The sequence below is a fragment of the Xanthocytophaga flava genome, from assembly GCF_030068545.1.
Taxonomy (GTDB): Bacteria; Bacteroidota; Bacteroidia; order Cytophagales; family 172606-1; genus Xanthocytophaga; species Xanthocytophaga flava.
Map to the genome: position 1 here is coordinate 273,649 of NZ_JASJOR010000002.1, position 20,028 is coordinate 293,676.

Annotated in this window: 17 protein-coding genes and 1 tRNA gene; 6 read left to right on the forward strand and 12 right to left on the reverse strand. The window is 36.7% G+C overall.

Translation table 11 applies throughout. The features are described 5' to 3' along the window. Positions 1-6: 6 nt before the first annotated feature. From QNI15_RS03890 to QNI15_RS03920, 7 genes are all read right to left on the reverse strand, one after another. Positions 7-300 carry a hypothetical protein gene (locus QNI15_RS03890; RefSeq protein ID WP_314030622.1) on the reverse strand — a complete coding sequence of 98 codons (294 nt, stop codon included), beginning with the start codon at positions 298-300 and terminating at the stop codon, positions 7-9. Positions 301-408: 108 nt separating this feature from the next. Next, complete coding sequence (locus QNI15_RS03895) at positions 409-621, reverse strand: hypothetical protein (RefSeq protein WP_314030623.1); 213 nt, start codon at positions 619-621, stop codon at positions 409-411. A gap of 465 nt (positions 622-1,086) precedes the next feature. Then, positions 1,087-2,925 carry an ATP-dependent nuclease gene (locus QNI15_RS03900; protein WP_314030624.1) on the reverse strand — a complete coding sequence of 613 codons (1,839 nt, stop codon included), beginning with the start codon at positions 2,923-2,925 and terminating at the stop codon, positions 1,087-1,089. A gap of 606 nt (positions 2,926-3,531) precedes the next feature. Continuing rightward, on the reverse strand, positions 3,532-5,685 hold the full coding sequence (locus tag QNI15_RS03905; RefSeq protein WP_314030625.1) for a KAP family P-loop NTPase fold protein: 2,154 nt from the start codon (positions 5,683-5,685) through the stop codon (positions 3,532-3,534). A gap of 47 nt (positions 5,686-5,732) precedes the next feature. Next, on the reverse strand, positions 5,733-6,710 hold the full coding sequence (locus tag QNI15_RS03910) for a putative phage abortive infection protein (RefSeq protein ID WP_314030627.1): 978 nt from the start codon (positions 6,708-6,710) through the stop codon (positions 5,733-5,735). Between the two features lie 90 nt (positions 6,711-6,800). Further along, positions 6,801-7,097: a helix-turn-helix domain-containing protein gene (locus tag QNI15_RS03915; protein WP_314030628.1), complete on the reverse strand. Its 297-nt coding sequence runs from the start codon at positions 7,095-7,097 to the stop codon at positions 6,801-6,803. Positions 7,098-7,483: 386 nt separating this feature from the next. After that, the gene (locus QNI15_RS03920; RefSeq protein WP_314030630.1) at positions 7,484-7,867 is read right to left on the reverse strand and encodes a DUF2493 domain-containing protein; all 384 of its coding nucleotides are present in this window, start codon (positions 7,865-7,867) and stop codon (positions 7,484-7,486) included. 135 nt (positions 7,868-8,002) lie between these two features. Between QNI15_RS03920 and QNI15_RS03925 the strand changes: the two genes are divergently transcribed. The 5 genes from QNI15_RS03925 to QNI15_RS03945 all read left to right on the forward strand — a co-directional run bounded on the left by QNI15_RS03925 (position 8,003) and on the right by QNI15_RS03945 (position 12,363). Then, complete coding sequence (locus tag QNI15_RS03925) at positions 8,003-8,383, forward strand: hypothetical protein (protein ID WP_314030631.1); 381 nt, start codon at positions 8,003-8,005, stop codon at positions 8,381-8,383. A 64-nt stretch (positions 8,384-8,447) separates the two neighbouring features. Further along, complete coding sequence (locus tag QNI15_RS03930) at positions 8,448-8,663, forward strand: hypothetical protein (RefSeq protein ID WP_314030632.1); 216 nt, start codon at positions 8,448-8,450, stop codon at positions 8,661-8,663. Positions 8,664-8,711: 48 nt separating this feature from the next. After that, a complete protein-coding gene (locus QNI15_RS03935) occupies positions 8,712-9,083 on the forward strand; it encodes a DUF3846 domain-containing protein (RefSeq protein WP_314030633.1) in 372 nt (123 codons plus the stop codon). 220 nt (positions 9,084-9,303) lie between these two features. Then, positions 9,304-10,683, forward strand: a complete 1,380-nt coding sequence (locus tag QNI15_RS03940) for an AlbA family DNA-binding domain-containing protein (protein ID WP_314030635.1) — start codon at positions 9,304-9,306, stop codon at positions 10,681-10,683. Positions 10,684-11,052: 369 nt separating this feature from the next. Beyond that, positions 11,053-12,363 (forward strand): hypothetical protein, encoded by a 1,311-nt coding sequence (locus QNI15_RS03945; protein WP_314030636.1) that lies wholly within the window; start codon positions 11,053-11,055, stop codon positions 12,361-12,363. 653 nt (positions 12,364-13,016) lie between these two features. Here QNI15_RS03945 and QNI15_RS03950 read toward each other — a convergent pair. The 3 genes from QNI15_RS03950 to rpsA all read right to left on the reverse strand — a co-directional run bounded on the left by QNI15_RS03950 (position 13,017) and on the right by rpsA (position 16,520). Continuing rightward, positions 13,017-14,381 (reverse strand): phage integrase SAM-like domain-containing protein, encoded by a 1,365-nt coding sequence (locus QNI15_RS03950; RefSeq protein WP_314030638.1) that lies wholly within the window; start codon positions 14,379-14,381, stop codon positions 13,017-13,019. A gap of 139 nt (positions 14,382-14,520) precedes the next feature. Then, positions 14,521-14,591 (reverse strand) — tRNA-Cys (locus QNI15_RS03955). Between the two features lie 162 nt (positions 14,592-14,753). Continuing rightward, on the reverse strand, positions 14,754-16,520 hold the full coding sequence (rpsA, locus tag QNI15_RS03960; RefSeq protein ID WP_313987001.1) for a 30S ribosomal protein S1: 1,767 nt from the start codon (positions 16,518-16,520) through the stop codon (positions 14,754-14,756). Positions 16,521-17,451: 931 nt separating this feature from the next. Here rpsA and QNI15_RS03965 point away from each other — a divergent pair. Further along, complete coding sequence (locus tag QNI15_RS03965; protein ID WP_314030640.1) at positions 17,452-17,844, forward strand: hypothetical protein; 393 nt, start codon at positions 17,452-17,454, stop codon at positions 17,842-17,844. 59 nt (positions 17,845-17,903) lie between these two features. Here the strand turns inward: QNI15_RS03965 and QNI15_RS03970 are convergent, their stop codons facing one another. Both QNI15_RS03970 and QNI15_RS03975 read right to left on the reverse strand, forming a co-directional pair. Then, entirely contained in the window at positions 17,904-18,908 is a 1,005-nt protein-coding gene (locus QNI15_RS03970) for an alpha/beta hydrolase family protein (RefSeq protein ID WP_314030642.1), read from the reverse strand. Positions 18,909-19,038: 130 nt separating this feature from the next. After that, positions 19,039-19,923, reverse strand: a complete 885-nt coding sequence (locus tag QNI15_RS03975; protein ID WP_314030644.1) for a helix-turn-helix domain-containing protein — start codon at positions 19,921-19,923, stop codon at positions 19,039-19,041. Between the last annotated feature and the right edge of the window lie 105 nt (positions 19,924-20,028).

Consider the following 20,028-nt stretch of genomic DNA (forward strand, 5'->3'; position numbering starts at 1 on the left):
CTGTACTTAGGAAACAGATTCGATGTTGAGGAACGACGGGTTTTTGACCAGATGTAAAATCTCCTGATAGTCAAAGGTCCACTTGGCATTTTTGCCAGCACCAATGCGTTGACCACTCTGAATGATACCGGCTCCGATCAGTCTGCGAATATGAAAGCGCGAAACGCCCAGTTGATTTTCGGCATCAGCCATGGTGATGCGTTTGGCCTGACCGGTGTGACTGGCTTGCAATCGTCTTACTTCTGCCTGTAATGAGGCCAACTCAGTTTGTAATTGTTCGAGTACCTGGGGTATGCGCAATAAGTCCATAGTATATACCTGGATAGGAATAAAAAAAATGAATAATGTGAAAAGAATGCAGAGGCAGGGTGTACAACTGGATAATTGTACTTTTTTGCGGAGGGCAGGTTAGTGTCCCGGTCGACTGGGGATACTTGGGGTATTACTAAAAAATAACGGGGTACTACTACACACAAACAAGGCACTTGCCAGAAGGCTTTTTACAGGTAACAGAAGCGTGTGTAACAAAAAAGGAAAGGATCGTTTCTGCAATAAAGCAGCTTTTGTGCGTAAATGGCCAATAGGAACACCTTTTTCGACGGATAATTTTACGGTTCTCATGAAAGTTGTACGGTTTGAAGCACTAAAAAAAGTAAATAGACTAGTGAAAATTCAGCCCTAAATTTGATCAATTCTCAGGTCCGAATCTCTAAAAGCAAAAATAACCCAAACCGATAACAGGTGCAAATAAAATAAGTAGAATATATAGTAAAAATTAAATTTTTATGATTTTTCTTGGATATATGGGAAGTGTTTTTTTGACAATTCAGTCTATCTAATCCTGATTTATTGCAATTTCGAATAAATGGAGCTACTTATAGATTTATAATTCAAGAAAGTGAGAATAATATAAAGTGGGCTGATAATAACAAGAACGATAGCTCCACTTTTATACTAGCTATTTATATAAAAGTGGAGCTACGTGATGCAAAATAGAAAGTTCTTATAGATAGCTTAAATAAAAAATGACTGAGGCAAAATTATACCAAAAAGATTTTCTAATAGGAAAAGAAGCTTTTATATATTTTATCTTAGTTTGTTGACAATAATACTATATATGTGTAAGAACTCATCCCCGTCTTCACCATTCCAAGTCATTCTTACTTCATCAAAATTTAAACTGCAAAAATGTTTCTCTGTTACATTTTTACCACCTATGAGACCTCTTACAATATCATCAGGATAAGCTTTACATAAATTTTTCACATGATCAAAATCCCCATATGATAATTGTGATTTGGGAACAAGTCTTTTTAAAGCTGTATGATGTATATAATTTTCCAATGAACGTTTTCTGGAAACAAGAAAATCCTGTCCTTCAATTAGACTATTTGCTAATAACTTACTTTGATTGGGAGAAGTACTATACTTATCTGGCGTATCACTATCCAGAAAGATGAAGTATGGTTTACTTAACTTGGTAAACAAATCAAGATTGACCCAATGCTGAACGCTATCACATCCTCCAAGTGGAATAATCGTAATATCAAGTTCCTTAAAAGAAGCCTGAATCAAGTTATTTTCTTTATACAATTTTGCTAGGTGATGCATGGCTTGTACATCATCTATCCCTTCCACTAAGAACAACAACTTTGAAGTTGAAAATAAAGGAGTGAATGTATTATCTGGCTTTATTCCTAAATCTTTTGCTAATTCTTTAAAATCTATATCCCCCTGAATTATATTATATTCATGTCCTGTTCTGGAAATATGAATAAGATTTTCTGTTTTGCTACTAGAAACAATTGTAGGTGAATGGGTAGAAATAACGACCTGATAATTATTCTCAGTAAGAGACATTAATTTTTCAAAGAGGTCAATTTGGGCTGCTGGGTGTAAAAAGGTCTCGGGTTCTTCAAATCCAAATATAATTTGTTGTGATTCGTCAGTTCGATTATTTTCTGCGAGATATTCGAAATAGGACATCATCGTAATTCTTCTAAACCCATCCCCTCTTGATGATAAAGGAATGCTGGTTCCAGAAGCACTACTAACAAAAGAAGTAGAAACAATTTTACTCCAATCATAAGTTATTTTTGGTGCTACTTTTTCCTCAGCTTTTACTATAGAGTTGATTTTGTTAGTAATCGCGGCTAGTACAGTTCCTAGTTTCTTCTCAATTGTTCTTTCAACTTCAGCAATGTCTATTATATCGTAAATAAGATTTGAAGCTGTATCTTTAAAAAATTTTTGGATAGCAGTATCATTGTCAGATAAAGATGTATCAGCTTTAAAATATTGTAGTGCAGGCAAAGCCTCTTTAATAGAATCTCCTATCTGTTTTATCTTTGATGAACCTGTTGATGGGATGTCCTCATATTCATATGAATATGGAATTGAATTTTCTTGCCACTTCACTCGCAACTTTTCTCTTTTCTCAACATTGTTATATGTTTCTCCATTTCCTTTTGAGGTTTCAATCCAATTATCTCTACATAATTCTATGAGTTGGGGTTCGGTTTTAGTAATCAAATCATAGATTCCTCCATACTTTTTTCTATAAATAAAAGTTTTAACATTACTTATACTAGTATCAGTAACATTCCATACTTTTTTAATACGCAAAAAACCTGCTTCATCAACTAATTCCTCCTTCTTTAAAGTCGTTGCTATTTGTTCTCCTAAAAAAATCTGATTCTCTCTGGTATCAAATATAAGTTCAATTGCCAATTGATTGTCGTCAGTATCAATATTGAAATCTGCTCTGCTCAACTTGCTTTCATTAAGAAATACATCTAGAGCCTTCAGAATTGTTGACTTACCAGCATCATTACGACCAATTATACAATTGAAACTATTAAATGATATTGTTTTAATTCCATTTATACCTCTGTAATTCTTAATGATGGCCTGCGTTAACAACATAAATAATGCAAATAATGTGAGTAATAAAAACCTAAAGCAACCACATATCTTGTAGTCCGAAGTATACCTTTTCTACAGAATGTATCAACTTAAAATGCAATGTGTATTAAACTTATTAACTCAACAAGGGTATTTTTACGGTATTTATTAAACATTATTTTAGTTATGATGAGATCTCGCATGGATGTCATTATTTATCAGACCTACAACTGATAAAATATAAAAGCTGGCTTAAAAGCCAGCTTTTATATTTCAAAATACCTCAAATATAGTATTGACAAGATAATAAATTTCCAATCCTTGTTGACAGATTATACCTTGGACGGTATTTCATGAATCAAGTTTAGGTAATTTATAAGACCTTGTTGACTTGATCTGGCTTGAGCAATTATCTCATTAATTTTGTTATTTCTTAAACTTGCTTCGCTACTAAGTCTGTTGCTTTGATTAAGGGCAGCAAAATACATATCCTTAAACGTTTGGATCTTTTCATGATCTTGCGGATTAGTATTTGCAAGCTTCTTGAGTGCTTTTTTCGCAGTTAGAGCCCAAACTCGTGATTGAGATAATAGAGCGTTGTTACAATTACCCATAAATTTTAATGGTTTATAAAAGTTGCCCTTGTTGATCAAGTCCATACCAATGGACAAAATGATTTATTAAATCATTCTCTGTAAGGCCATTCTCATAATCCTTTTTCCAAATAATATCTCTGAGAGGATACTCAATATTATATTCCTTTTTAATTATTTCGTATACAAAATCTACATCGAAAATATTTCTAAAGTGTAGATAATCATTTTTCTCAAAATTTATTTTAAAGGGATCTGGATATAAACTACTATATCCAGTACGGCTAAAAGACCGTATTAATGCTTTGACATTTGAAGAATCATTTTTCAAAAAACTCTCAACATATTCATGCATTTCTCGTTTATTATACTCAGCCCATGACCGTAATAGATAAGCGGCAGTTAAATCTGGCAAAATAACAAAGATAGGACTATTACCAGCCTCTGCTATAGCCCTATCCTTCAATACTTTAGCCAGTTCAACATATTGTTGATAGGTAAATAGTTGTTCTTGTTCATCTTCTCCACTTCTTAACCAACTATTTATATTATATGCGAAATCAAATGGTTGTGAGACAATCATTAATTCTTTTGCCCATTCGAACTGAGACACTTGTTCAGTACTATATTTTCGAATTAACGCATAAATAAAAGCACCTACTCTTGCTTTAATTGTATGATATCGGTCATAATAGGTAATTATGTTGGATGATCCAGGAAACATTTGGCTATTAATTGCGATAATCTTTGTCAATAGCCTAGCGATTTCTATTCTTAATCCTTTGTCATATTCTAGTAATCTCAATTTTTCAAAGAAAGTACTAGGTGAACTTTGATTAATCAAAGACTCCATATGTTTTGTATTCTCTTCCAATGAATGTGAAGATAAATTTTGAATAAACTTCTCAAATGCTAAATCTGATAACTCATCTTTGCCTAATGAATATGAAAAATATCTGTTAAAATGGATTGCAGAAGCAATGTGCTTTCCTGTTACTAGCCTTAAATATGGTTCCTTTGTATAATCCTCATTCTCCATCCATACAATATGATCTTCGTCCCTTGTCAATGGGAATAAGATGTTTAAAAGATCTTCAATTGCTTGGATCTCTTTTTCGTTCAGAAAAGTGGTAAGTGTTTGGAGTTGGTTTTTATAGTGTTGATTACGTCTTTCTTGCACTAAATTCCCAACAAACAAATCTTCATTTTCATAAATGAAATTATAATGTTTAGGATATAAAACTTTTATTGCCTCCATTAGCATCAAATCAACTCTATTTACCTCTCCCTCAAGTAATGGCATTACAGACAGTAAAGCATTACTATACCTTATTGCTTGCCTTGGAGTACTTAGTCTTATTGAGAGATATGAAGTAAATAAATTGTAAAAACGTTGATAGTCTTTCTCAGACAGCTCGATTCCAATATGTAAAAGGTTATGAGTAATAAGCTCAATACAATACAGATTTAGGTCTCCTTGTCTTACTTTAGGAAGTTTTAATGGAACCTGAATTATTTTTTCCAGAAAACTTCTTCCTGATTCATAGCCACCTTTTCCAAATCTTTCCCCAATAGCTGAGGCTACTATTTGTTCATCAAAAGCTAGAATATAAGTGGTATTAGCAAAATTTCCTATTAAACGAACTAATTGAAAAGTTGTGTAAATCTCCTTGTTATCAAGCCGATCAATATCATCAATAAATACTACCAGTTTTCTATTATGGTTACTTAAATATTTATCAATTCTAGCTTTGATGCTTTCAAGATCCAGATCACTAATGTTATCTCCTATCTGCGAAAGGTCTTTCAAAATATCCATTCCGCCATTCCTAAACTTTCTTAGCTCCTCACTATCCTTACTACTAGATAACATTGAATCTGTCTCTAAAGCAGTAACCACCTTTTTAAAGAAGAATCTCAGTAATGTATTTTCATTTATGTAACGCCAAGGATTGAAATCTAAAATAATGACATCACTTCCTAGCGTTGAATCTTTTAAAGCTGTTTGAATAAAGTTAAGAACAGATGTCTTTCCCTCACCCCATGCTCCAAAAATTCCTATTGTTAGGCTATCTTTATCTCTTCTATTTAAAATAATATTGGCAATTTGCATTGAAAACGTATAACGTTGCAATTTATCATCCTCTGCCTTTGTTATAGGATTATCAGAAAGAAATTCAACATTCATTCTACAAAGCTAGGTATGTTGTGAAATAATTAATGGATTGTATTTACTCAGAATGATTGTTTATCTTCATAATCTACATCCGGATAATACTCCTTTGGGTTTATTACACCTGTATATTTTGCTGGAATATTCTTTATAAGATGATAAGTAGTAATTAGATCTGCTTCTCTATTTTCGTTCACCTTCCATGGACTTCCCATATTAGAAAGGGAGTTATAAAGTAATAATGCCTGTTCTTGAGTAGATAATTGAGCCCTTAATACTTTTATGTAATGATATTTCTCAGTATCTGACAAAAGCTGTTGATTATCAATATACTTAACCACTTGAAAAAGATGTCTGTAATAATGTCCAAGTCTGGCTTGATGACCTTCATAAACTAACCATATTAAATCATATTCAATCCCTTTTTCTTTGAGTTCAGAAAGCAAAGGGTCTAGATATCTATAGTGTAGTTTATCAAATAAAGCCAGATCTGTAATAATACTTTTTAGAGAATTCTTCCTGTGTTGAAAAGATTCTTTTTCCAATCCATAGAACAGAATTTGATAGGCTATCTCTATACATGCACTTTGCCATTCCTTACTAGATTTGCCCGATTCTTTTGCTTTGGCCTCAGTATAAATCTCCTCTCCAACATAGTCAAATAAATAATGAAAGTCATCTTTAATGATGTTAAATACCGCTCTCCCTCGTTTATCTCTATATTCCATTTCCTCGACATTGCTTTTATGTAATTGGAGTAACTCGAAAAAACGGGTTTCAATTTGTTGTTTTACAAAAGTATCTCGTTGTTCCTTTAGCGTCTCAAAAAGAAGATAGACTCCAACCAAGGAAAATATAGTTCCGATCAATCCTCCAACAATATCACCAAATTGCCCCCAAATAGCAGGATCAATTTTTCCAAAATATAACTCTGTTGAGTTAAAAATAAATACAAGGGTTAAAAAGATAAAAATACAAATGGCAAAACGAATAAAACGTCTAGCCCTTCGTTCATAATTATTATTCTTCGAAGAATTCATAATGAGACAAGAAGAAATCTATATAGCACTTACAGATTGACCTTTATATATGTCTCTAAATCTAAAATATTTTCCGTGAAATATATACATTTAATTCTCCTCATTAATCTCTTTCAGAATACGCTTAATGTATTCCTTAAACTCATCCTTTGGAGCTTCTATTGTTTTAACAAGTGGTTTTCCCTGTCCTGTCAACAAAAACCGACAGTCGATTTGAGGATAGGCGTTGGCAATGGATTGTAATGTTTCGTAGCTTGGTTTCGCTCTGCCTGCTCTTACATTGTAAAATATATCCGGACGGCTTACGCCTATGGATTTTGCCAGGTCTACATAATTAATCCCCAATGCTTCTACTATTTCGTCCAGAATCTCTCCAGGTGTTTTCATATGGTATAGGTTTATAAAAGTATACTTGATTTTGGTTAACAACTCAATTCGCTGTTTCGCGTCTAAAACCAGCTAGCTAACCCGCAAAATAGAGGAACAAAACCACCAAAACAAAAACAAGATGCACAGCCATCACCAGGCAGTCAAGGCTACTACAGAGCTCGCTTCGCTCGGCCTTGCCTGCCTGGTGCCGTCTATGCGTGTGGCTGCCGCTTTTTTGTTTTGGCGGTTTTGTCTTTTGTCTTTATGCGGGTTAGCTAGCTGGCCGTTCCGTATCTTCACATCAAAACTATTCGGCTAAGATTTTATTTGCGTTTCCACGCAGGTGGCGGATTTTGATTTTTTCCTTCGTCGGGTTAGCCACTTATGGAGTCTTTAGCCTCCTATTAGAAGAGCACTATCTGATTACTTAATAGTTCTGGTTGTTTTACATTTCTATACAAAATTACTTTGAGCAGTTTTCCCTTTGCATCTGCTTTCTTTATGGTGCTGGCAGTGCCTTTACTTTCTCCATCCCAACAGGCTAGTACTTTGTCAGCTCTTTGTATAATCTCTGCGTTGCGTATATGTGGAGCTCCTGCTCCATACCGTTGGTAGTCGGGCTTTATTTCTGTTACTTTGATTCCTTTAGCTGTTGCCCAGTTGGCTGCGAGTTGATCAACTCCTACAGCTCCGCCATGTATCAGTTCTGTAATGGGCAGTCTTTCTAATTCTGCCAATAACTCAGTACAGTGTTCTATGCTTCTACTTCCTGTTATTGCTAGTTTCATAGCACAAATATAACTATTTTTATTGTATAAAACTACTTAAAATACACATATAAAACAATTATAACTGTATATAAAGTTGCAAAAAACAATATTAAATGTTATATTTATACTATCAAATAACAATAAAACATAAGAATGAAATCAAATCAGTCATCACTTGCTCGTCGTGCCTATAAGGTGCAAGGAGCTCACACCTTTATCGGTGTGTTTGGTAGCGGATCATCTGCACGCTGCCGGGTTGTTACCATCCTGGACAACTATGTTAGCTACGAAGTTCTTACAGTTTCAGTCTGCAAAGAACGCTTTGCAATAGACAATGAGTTAGGCTTAATTCATGAAATACAAGTATATGAGTTCACCAATGCAGAGATTAAGGCAACCAAGAAATTGATGCAGCTTTTTCAGATTCAGTACAGCATGAATTTGCTGGAACCTGCCAGAGTTGCAGAAAGAGAGAAGGAAACAGGAGCTAGAATTATTCCACTCTGGCCTGAAGGAAAGAAGCCTGCTGCTTAAAACAAAACCCGCTCTATGGAGCGGGCCTGTCTCAAATAACAATAAAAATAATTGGTGCAAATATATGAAATCTTACCATTCCTCTAAAAAGTATCCGGGTCTGCTCATTGAATATATCTATAGTCCGGAAGATGACGATGTGATGATAAGTGGCCTTACTGCCAGATCAGAAGATGTACAGCTACTTCCATTTTTTGAAGATCCTAATTTGTATGAAAACCTGCGCCTGGAATGCTGGGAGTTTGGCCGGGACGAATACCGTTTTTCAGATGCTGCCTAATGGTAGCATTCCTTTCTCTTTCATTTTTCACTTCATTTTTTATTACTCATGAATACTATACAAGCTATAAAAATAGACGTTGCTACTCAATCAGTATATATTGTTGAAATCCCTGAAGTGGATACTCTCAACGCGTTTTATGAACATATTCATTGTGATCTGGTTTCACATTTTCATTTGGATGAGTATCACGGATGTTATGTAGATGATGATGGCTTATACAATGAGCATCCTGGCTACTGGTCTTTGTCTGGATTCAGAAAACCCATAGCAGGCAATGGAATGATAGTAGGTGCTGATACAATGGGCAATACTGCCAGTGTCAGATGTAACTTTATAAATTGGGTGAAGGAGAATATCACTTTTTATAAAGAAGGTGAATCAAACTCAGAGCCAGAAATTACGTTTATTTCACTTTAGAAAAAACTCCTTAGATAAATTGGTATTTCACATTAGTGAAATACCAATTTTAAATACTCATCTATTTATTATTTATATAATATTTTTCTTAAACATGAACAATACTGTAAATATTCCTTTAAAATACCGTAAAAATACCCTTTCATATCAATATAAGAACCTACAAATTGCAGTTACATTATAAAAGTTACAAACACGTACTCTTTCGTAAAAAACTCATATGGTTCTTGAAAAACAAGCAATCTTGGATGGCTTCTATGGTAGTGTAGATTTCACAAAATCAAATCCAATGACAGCCTGGGAGGAAGATAATCAGATTGAATTTAAGAAATCTTTACAAACTTCAAGTCAAATTATTAATAAAGACTATCTGAAGACAATATCGGGTTTTGCAAACAATATTGGAGGAGTTTTAATCTTTGGAATAGACCCTGATAACAAAGAATTAGTGGGAATAAAGGATGAATATGAAAATCTTGATAATAGATATGTTAGTGTTCCAGTAAGGGATTCACTTGACGGACAAGTTGATTTTTTATTCTTTACACAAAGATATATTGGAAAGCTTATTGGTTTTTTATTAGTCCAAGAAGCATCTTCCAAACCTATTATTTTTAAGGTGAATGCAGGTACGTCCAATATGGGAGAAATTTATTTTCGATATTCAGCTGTAACAGGTAGAATAGGTGCAGGCGAACTTCGTAAGATATTACTCACTGAAATAACTAATAAAATCACTAAAACAATTGAGACTTTTCAAAAAATAGTAGAATTGGGTAATGAAAATATAGCTATTTTAAACACAAGGACAGGAGAAATTCAATCAAGTGAAGATAACTTAAAACTTTACCTAAGTGAAGGGATTTTGCATAAGCTAAATCTAATTAAAGAAGGAAAATTAGTGGATGATGAAGGTGCACCAGCTTATATTATCAAAGGACAAATTGAGGTAGATCAAGAAAAAACTATCAAAGAAAAACATGTCCCTTATGTAATAACCCAAAAAGCAATTTTTGACACCTTCTTTTCTAATAAATGTGACCACCCAGAAACAATGTTAGATCAGGTATTGCGTGAAACAACTCAGTATCTCCCAATACATTTCTTTATTAGTTTAATGGATAAATCTTCACTAGAAGCACTTGAATACATTAGAAACACAGAAAAAGAAGTTAATGAAAATACAAGAAATAAGGTAATTGAAAGATTAGGAGAGTATAAATATGGCTCTATAGGCAAAATCCTTAACGACTTAGAAGACCCAATTGATGATTCTTTATCATTAAGAGAAAATATTCAATCAATAGTTGAGTCTAGAGGTATTAATCTTAATATTAATAAAGAAATGCAAGTAAAAAGAACAATGATTTATAACAGTTTAAGAAATATAAGGCTTTTGAGTGACAACTATTATTCTGGTGATTTATTAAAACTTACTCTTGAGGCTTTTACAAATTTAACCAAGAATCAAATAATGCAAGAACCTGGGTATTTTGTTGAGCAACTACGAAGGGCTAATAATGTAAAAAAACAATCAAACGCTTCACAAACATTTAGAATTTGTGCTTGTATATTAGACGACTATTTATTTAAGAAATGAAAGTTTTTACGTAAAAGTTTATAAAAACAACCTTGCAGCTCTTACAAAACAAAAAAGACAATTATTAAATAAAATAATTCTATTTCAGGAAATCAATGAGTCTACAGTAGTGCATATCCGCATCGAGTTGAGCAATCCCATCCTAAGTATTGTACTATTCAAAGACTATAAAAGCACGATAAAAGCCAAATAATCTCTTTTCTCACATATTTAAGTAAAAGAATGTAATCTATATAGCTCTATTCAAATCTATTACCTTACATTATTAAAACACCATTCATGAGCTTTCGATTATCTATCTAGCTCGCTTACAGAAAGATTAACCGTATAAATTGGGGAAATTTATTTTATTAATTATTACTCTAAAAAATGGACTATAAACAAAAGTTTGATGAGATAAAAACTTTAAAACCTAGAAAAAGAGGATTTGAATTTGAAAAATTAATTCTTAAAATCTGTGAAGATCAAAATATACTTCTAACAAATTCGTACAAAACTGCTGATAATGAACAACAAATTGATGGAGCAATTGAAGTTCATTCAAGAATCTTCCTTATTGAAGCCAAATGGGAAAAGACTGCTACATTAGCAGCTTCTAAATTATTCAGTTTTCTTGGAAAGGTTAATTCGAAAATTGAAGGAACACTCGGAGTATTTATCTCATATAACACACTTAATGACAATATTATATCATCTGTTAGAAATGGATTAAGGCAAACTTGTATTGTAATTCATGGTGAAGACAACATATTTGATTTAATTGAAAAAAAAGTAGCAATTAATGATTTTATCTGGTATACTTTTCAGCAAGCTTCAACGATGAATAGATGTTATTCCAACACTTCCGAATATCAAAGCCTACCTAGGAAGAATGGAAAAACTCAAAATTCCGGATGGCAAACAATAGTATCATGTCTTCTAGATCAAACAATTACGGTACAATTTAGTATTATATTGCAACAATCAGCACCTTCTATTAAATTAAGTAAAAATACTCTTAATATTTTTAATGTCGCTCAAACCGATTATCTAAAACAACAAAAATATGATATTCTAGTTAATTTTTGTCTAGATAATGAAACAGATTATTTTATTAGTCAACTGGTTGATAAACTTAAAAGTAGACATTGGAAAGATTATACTAAATTCTCATTTCTCGAAAAGATCAAAAACCATAAAAGTACTATTATAAATAAAATTGCGAAAACAGATAAAATTGAAATAACAAAGATTGCGCTAATACATCTTAAAGAAAACCTTGGATCTTATGATGAAGAAAACACAGCCTCTATGCTAATAAATTTTCTATTTGAAACATACACAAATAAGGGTCTACTAAGACTTGCACAAGATTATTTAATTATATATTGTGATAAAGGACGAAGCAATAAATTTCTTCAAAAACAAATAGCGAATAAAATCTTTAAGAAATTAGAACGTGAAAAAGTAGATATCTGGAATTCGATTAAAATTACAATAATTAATCAGTTAGAATTAAGAAAGAGAGAAGAATATCTTTATCCTTCTTGGATCTTCTCTGGTAATGATCAAAAGTTGAATACCATATCTTTTGTAAAAGCGAAATTTAAGTTGATATTAGATGAGCTAGCTATTGATGAAAATATACTTTCTGAAGAGTATGATAAAATTTTAATTTCGCCTAAAGTCATAACAAATTAATATGTGAAGGCTCAAAAGAAGCGCTATAGTTAATTTCCTTTTAAAAATCTTAAATTATTGCTATTATAGTGAAGCACTTGTGGGTAACACGATAAAGTTATCCATGTCGACTCCCCCGTTTTCAAACAAGTTTGAGAGAGAAAATTTGAATTAAATATTTTTTCAATTACTACTACCAAAACTGTGAATTGTGGAAAACTCCAGGACTGGTTTTGTAGCTGGCAATTTTCTGCTGCCCTTCTGCCATTGTTCATGGCCCGTTGCTCGACTTGTCGCTGCCTGAATTGATGAAAATGTCTAGCTCAAATTTAAGATATGTATTTATTGGGCAAGAAAAATACTATTATATCTTTCATTTTAGAAATCTGATAATCAATTGTATCTACAAAAGTCACACGCGGAATCTTCTGATCTATTGGTCAGATAACTTTTCTGTTTCTACAAATATGTCTCTTCTGCAATTACCTAATTATTTATCTTAAATATAAGGCAAGTTCCGCATCGTTAGGATAGATGCAAATTATATACAAATAAAAAAGGGGTACGACTTCTTCAAATCGTAACCCTTTGATTCTTAGTTTGACCAGTATGGGCTTAAACCAGAGACTACCTAGTTATGAGTCAGGTAGTCCATTTATCATTTCTTGGGAGAGTTAGCTACTTTTCCTCACCCATTCCTGTTGCTTCTCCTGCATTGTCCGCTCAAACTCTCCCATCTTTTCAGAAATGGTCTGATGCTGAACAGATAGATAATGCTGTTTCATCACCTCTTCAGTATCTCCTAAAATCAAAGCTGCCATTTGAGGATTTTGCACAGAATTAACAAACAATGTAGTAAAGGTTTTGCGGGCTACGTGCACTGTCAACAACTTATTAAAACCCAGTATCTGAGAAATCAGCTTTAAGGTTCGGTTGTATTCTGCATTGGAGGGTACTGGTAGACAGCGATTTTTCAACTGACAAAGTGCATGGTCTTTATACTTGGCAAAGATCTGTTGAGGCATTTGCAAAATAGGAATCCAGGTAAACTTAGGATTCAGGTGCTTTTGCTTTTTACGGATAATCTTAATCCATTTACGCCCGTCCATACCCATATGAATATGATCCTGCTCATTCAATATCTCCTGTTCACTATATGCCAAGCCAGTCCAGCAACCCACTATAAAACAATCCGCACATTCCCGAATGGTCTGCAAAACAATATCATTCCGCTCTGCATGTGGGTACCCAATTCTTTCCAAATCTTCTAGTGTAAAGGTATGATTCTGCAAACGGATCAGCTCATCGTTGGTCAGAAACACTTTCTCTTTGTTTTCAAACAAATGCACTTTCACAGTCACCTTATGAATGTTTACTTGTTGGATATAATCCCGACGCTGAGCAAACTCCAATACCTTCTCTACAGCTTCCAAATGCTTCTTGATCTGTCCAAAACCCAAGCCTATTTTCTTAAGTTGTTTACAGTAGTGACGGGTTTGCAGATGTAGCTTGAACCTTTCATTAAAGTCTTTTTTTATTTCTGAAAGATAGATGTCTTTCTTCCCAAACTCAGATTCGACAAAATCACCTACATTGAGGCGTCGGGTTTTGTAGGTACGTAGTGTTTCAGCAGAGTTCTCTCCTACCAAGCCTACTTTGCTTTCCATCTCAGCTAGGTAGATGTCAAACACTTCCAGAAACTGCATTTCTTTTGCAGTAACAGCTCCGCCTTCGTAAGCGTCTTTAAGGATTTGGGCAGTGATGGTTTTCTTCTTGATACGAAATTCTTTTTCGATCTGACGAATACCTTCTTCTATCTCGTCCAGGCGTTTATTGTGTTGAACAGCCAAGGGCCTTTCTTTGGTAGAAAAAGCTCGCAGGTTTACACGTTTGATTTCATTATCCCATTGCTCCGGAGTAATCTTAATTCCGGTGGAGTACTCTACACTTATACCGGAAACGGTAATGCGTAAAGAAATAGTACGGGTTTCAGGCTGGCGGCCCTTCTTGAGCCAGAATAATAACGAAAAGGTGTACATGGTGTTGGTAAAAATTTAGGTGAGTAACCGAGTAACCGAACGAGTAACCGACGGGTAATCCAGCTAATCCAACAGGAACCGCTTAAAAAGCAAATAGGCTTGATTTACATGCAGTAAATCAAGCCTATTCAGTAGAGTGAGGTCCCGAGCGGATTCGAACCGCTGTAGGAGCTTTTGCAGAGCTCAGCCTAGCCACTCGGCCACAGGACCATTCGTTTTTCGTGACGCAAAAGTAGGAATAATATTACATTTTCCAAACAATTAGCGCCACAGAAAAAAAATCTTTCACAAAAAAATATACTTTAAAAGCAAAAAAGCCTGCCTGAGGTTGCTCAGACAGGCTTTTTATGGCTTTCGAAAAGTGAAAAGAAATTATTTCTTTCCAGAATTCAGTTGCTCTTTCAGGGCAGCTAAAGCTTCGTTGTCACCAAGAGTTTCAGGTTTGTCTTCCTCTTTAGTTTCTTTCGCTTTTTTCTTAGGAGCCGCTTTTTCAGTGGCTGCCTCTGCTGCGTCTGTGTATACTTTAGAATGAGAAACCACAATACGTTTTTCGTCTTTATGGAACTCAGCTACTTTAAAGTCAAGAGACTCGCCTACTTCAGCTACAGAACCATCTTCTTTCGCCAGGTTTTTCAGAGCAGCGATGCCTTCAATACCATATGGCAATTCGATAGTTGCACCTTTGTCGTTTTTAGAGATCACAGTACCACGGTGAGTAGAACCTACATAGAATACTGTTTCGAAAGTATCCCATGGGTTTTCTTCCAGTTGTTTGTGACCCAGAGCCAAACGACGGCTGTCAGCATCGATTTCAAGAACGATTACATCGATTTCTTCGCCTACTTTTGTAAACTCAGAAGGATGTTTGATTTTCTTGGTCCAAGACAGGTCAGATACGTGTACCAAACCATCGATACCTTCTTCCAATTCTACGAACAGACCGAAGTTAGTCAGGTTACGTACAATACCTTTGTGCTGAGTACCAGGAGCGTATTTAGTCAACAACGCAGGGTTAGTCCAAGGATCTTCAGTCAGTTGTTTGATACCCAGAGACATTTTGCGCTCATCACGATCAAGAGTCAATACTACCGCATCGATTTCGTCACCGATCTTCACAAACTCCTGAGGGTTACGCAGGTGTTGAGACCATGACATTTCAGATACGTGGATCAGACCTTCTACACCAGGCATCAGTTCCAGGAATGCACCGTAATCTGCTACGTTTACGATTTTGCCACGAACTTTTGAACCTACCTGTACGTCTGCTGGTAATGAATCCCATGGGTGAGGAGTAAGTTGTTTCATACCCAATGAGATACGTTTCTTGTCTTCATCGAAGTCAAGCACAACTACGGTAACTTTGTCGTCCAGCTTCAATACTTCTTCCGGATGCGTTACGCGGCCCCAGGAAATATCTGTGATGTGCAACAAACCGTCTACACCACCAAGGTCGATGAACACACCGAAGTTGGTAATGTTTTTCACCACGCCTTCCAATACCTGACCTTTTTCGAGGTTGGTAAGGATTACCTGGCGTTGGTTTTCCAGATCTTTCTCGATCAGGACTTTGTGAGATACGACTACGTTATCGTTAGCATAGTTGATCTTCACAACTTTCACTTCCATTTTCTTACCTACATAGATGTCGAAGTCACGGATTGGCTTCACATCAATTTGAGAACCAGGTAAGAAAGCTTCGATACTGAAAATATCTACAATCAGACCACCTTTGGTACGGCGTTTTACAAACGCTTCGATTACCAGGTCCTGATCCAGGGCTTTCTGAATGTTGTCCCATGCAGTCAGGATTTTAGCCTTTTTGCGGGAAAGAATCAATTGTCCGTTTGGATCTTCCTGGTTTTCAACGAATACATCGATAACATCACCTACTTTAAGGGTTGGATTATCGCGGAACTCGGACAGAGGCACCAGACCGTCTGATTTAAAACCGATATTGACGATCACATCTCTTTCCGAAATGCCTACCACTGTACCTTTCACCACTTCTTTCTCGGCTACTTCTGTCAGTGTACCTTCAATAAGAGCTTCCATTGCGGCTCTTTCGGCTGCCGTGTAGCCGCTACCAAGACCTTTGGAGGTTACCTTGTCCCAGTCAAAATTTTCAGGAGATTTACTCATAATGTTGTGTGTATGACCCAAATATACATCAGCCTGTAGGTCGGGCAAGCTGAAATTTAGTGAATAATAGACGTCTTGTCTTTTTGTAAAAAGGGAAAACGGGCTGCAAAAGTAGAAAAAAATATCAGAGAATCAAAATTTTCCTATCTGGCATTCGTATTCTTTGAAGATATTTTATTGTAAACGAAGTGACCGGAGTTCCAGTCACTGTTATCCGCGACTGGAACTCCAGTCAAAGCTGAAGCTGAACAGACTTCCAGTCATTTTGGAAAGTGAACAGAGATCGAATATTTCTTCAACGTGACTGGTATTCCAGTCAAAACAAAAAGTGAACGGAAGTATGGTCAAACAGAAAAGCGAACAGAGTTCCAGTCATTTTACAAAGTGATTCGATTTCTGTTCACCTCCCTTGCCGAACAATTTTCCAGTCACTTGACCATCGATTTCCATTTTGACCATACTTCCGGTCAGTCACCTATATTGACCATAGTTCGGATATTTCTTCTGTGTGACCAGAACTCCGGTCAACATTTACGACAATCACTTCATTCTCTCCCCTTTTTTGTCCTCCTGGAAGGAACTCGTGGCAAGACCGGCGGCCTTTGGATTTGGAAATAATTATTTTCTCCAAAACCAAACGCGGCTCTATTTGTCAAGAGATCCTTCCAGGAAGACAGAGAGAGTGTTTTTCTTTAGTTACAAACCACTTTTCCAGAAAAGTTGTGGGGCATGATAAGACCTATGTATGCGCCCGGTTTCCCGCAAACCCTGTTTGTGAAAATCCGATATTGTAGGAGCGATTGGCAGCTTGCCCTAGTTCCATTCGCGAATGATCAGGTTATGAAACAACCATTTCGGATTGATTCCGAACAGGGTTTGTGCACAACACGGGCACCCGCAAGGGGATGCCCCTACAGGTTCGGTTTACCCCATGCCGCGTCCTTGGGAACGTGGGCGATCTGCCAATCGCCCCTATATTTCACAATGGTGGTTCACCAATCCAACCATTCGCTGCACGAAACATGGGCGCACACGCAGGTGCGCCCCTACATTGGTTTGGAATATTCCCAGTCATTCGGATGGCAATCAAGGCGATAACGCCAGCATCTCCACAAACCGCGTTTGTAATAATCCGACATCTGTAGGGGCAGGGCTTGCCCCTGCCCAGTTTGCCAACGCAAATGATTGGGTTTATGAAAAAACTGCTTCGAATTATGCCAGATATTCGTTCAGGGAAACACGGGTACCCGCAAGAGGCACCTCTACATTATCGGATTGTCACAGGGTTCGGAATAATCCATATCATTCGAATGGGAACCAGTAGTCATTATCGTGTCTTGTACTTCTCTGAAAATAAAGTAAAACTACAGATGCAAAGGCTGTCTACTTTCCATCCACCCTTCCTTGCGGATTTGGACTGTTTCGTAACTCCTCACAGGCTACTGTCCAGGCAGGATCTTCCGGATAGAGCGCACTACGGAGATAGGCCCAGGTAAGTCGCTGTACAGCCGCCACCCGATCCGGATTTTCATCGGTGGTTTCTGTAACCTGATAGCCGGAAATTCCCCCGAGCATATGTTCAGCTCCAAACAATGTAACCAACCAATCAGCCCCCGGACTCAGCGTATAGGCATCGGTAAACCACTCTGGCCCGCGAACGGTCAACTGTGAGTAATCCTGATCACCCGCTACGACAAGCGTCGGTGTGGTGAGGCCGGCATAATTCTGATTCAGATATGACAGATGTTCAGCAGCAAATGGACTCAGATCCTCTCCTCCTCTACCACTTGCACAAAGTAGTACGCCAACCTTGATCCGAGGATCAGACATATCTTCGTCTAAGCTGCCATCCGTACCGATGACTCGTGAACCCAATAACATACTGACGGTATGCGCACCAAACGAATGTCCAACCGCAGCAATACGGTTTCGGTCGAGGCGGCCTGTAAGTCCGGGGACAGCTGCTTCAATCGCATCCAACTGGTCGAGAATGTGCTTTATATCCTCTACACGAACCCGCCAGATGGAAGCCGAAGCCGGATCGGCCAGATAGGTAGCAAGTGCTTCACTGTGTTTTGCTGCCGGATTGGGACTCAGTGTTTTGGAATCGAGAAAGGTAGGCTGGATTACTACAAAGCCATGCGCTGCCCAGAAACTGGCAAGAGGTGCATAGCCATCCATTGATGAACCAAAACCATGTGCAAAGACAATGATTGGTAGCTGGCTTCCGGTTACAGGGGCAGAAACCCGCACCTGCAAAGCCACTCTCCGACCTGGTGCAGACAATACAACCGGACTTACTGAGATGACAGGTGTTGATGTACTACTTCCATTTTCTGCTTTACTTAACGTGGATGTCTCCACACTGTTTAATGCTGTTTGTTCCATACGTTTTGTATCATAAAAGTGTATTGCAAAATCAGTTCTGATGACTGATTTCTTCCTTGCATTTATATGTACAAAGCTCTGGGTAATTGGTCAGTACTTTTTAAGAGATTCGAACGAAAAGTTATGATTTTCATACTTTCCCTATACTCTTCCGAAAGGAGTTGGGACTAGCCCCAGCTACCCGTTTGAAGTAGTTGTTAAAGTAGCTTGGATACTCAAAACCCAGACTATAGCCTATGTCTCCTATACTCCAGTTGGTATGTTGTAACAAGGCTTTGGCTTCGGCAGTGATCCGTTCGGCTATGTGTACAGAAATGGGTTTGCCCGTAACTTCCTTGACAGAACGATTCAGATAGTTGACATGTACAGCCAACTGATCAGCAAAATCCTGAGCGGTCCGTAGTCTAAGCGGGTCTGTTGCAGTTTCTATGGGAAACTGCTTTTCCAGTAAGTCCAGAAATAAATAGGTAATCCGTGAAGCTGCATTTCTCTGCCTTGACCCATTTTGAGGCAGAATCCTTAAGGCTTCGTGCATGATAAGGTCTATACAACTTCTGAGCATTTCGTCTTTCTCATCATAGTCACCACTATATACAGAGAGCATTTGCCGATACAGCACTTCAATAAATGCGGCCTGTTCGTTGCTTACCGGAATGACAGGAGTCCCATCAAAACGGAATAGTGGGGAGTTCAGCAAACGTTCCGTCCGATCTCTGCTTCCGATAAAATCTTTGGTAAACAGGCAGGCAAATCCTTTTTGTTCGGGAGACCGATGTTCAGAGGAATAGGGTATGTAGGGATTGGCAAAAAACAGGAAAGTACCTGTTATATCAAAGGTTTGATCACCATAATAAATATGCATATTGCCGGTTCCCAACACTATCTTATAGAAATCACGTCTATTATAAGACAGTGCAGGATAAGCCGGTCCTGTAATCTCAAGGACTTTAAACCCTTTTACTTTCGAATCAGGCGTATAAAAGGCAGAAGCTTCACAATGAGGGGGTAGATTCATTCCACAAAGTTAACAAAATCAAACCTTAGATACCAGATAATTCCCGGAACTACGGCTATCAAATCCAACGCAGTCAAGACCTTTATAAAGCAGACCAAAAATTTC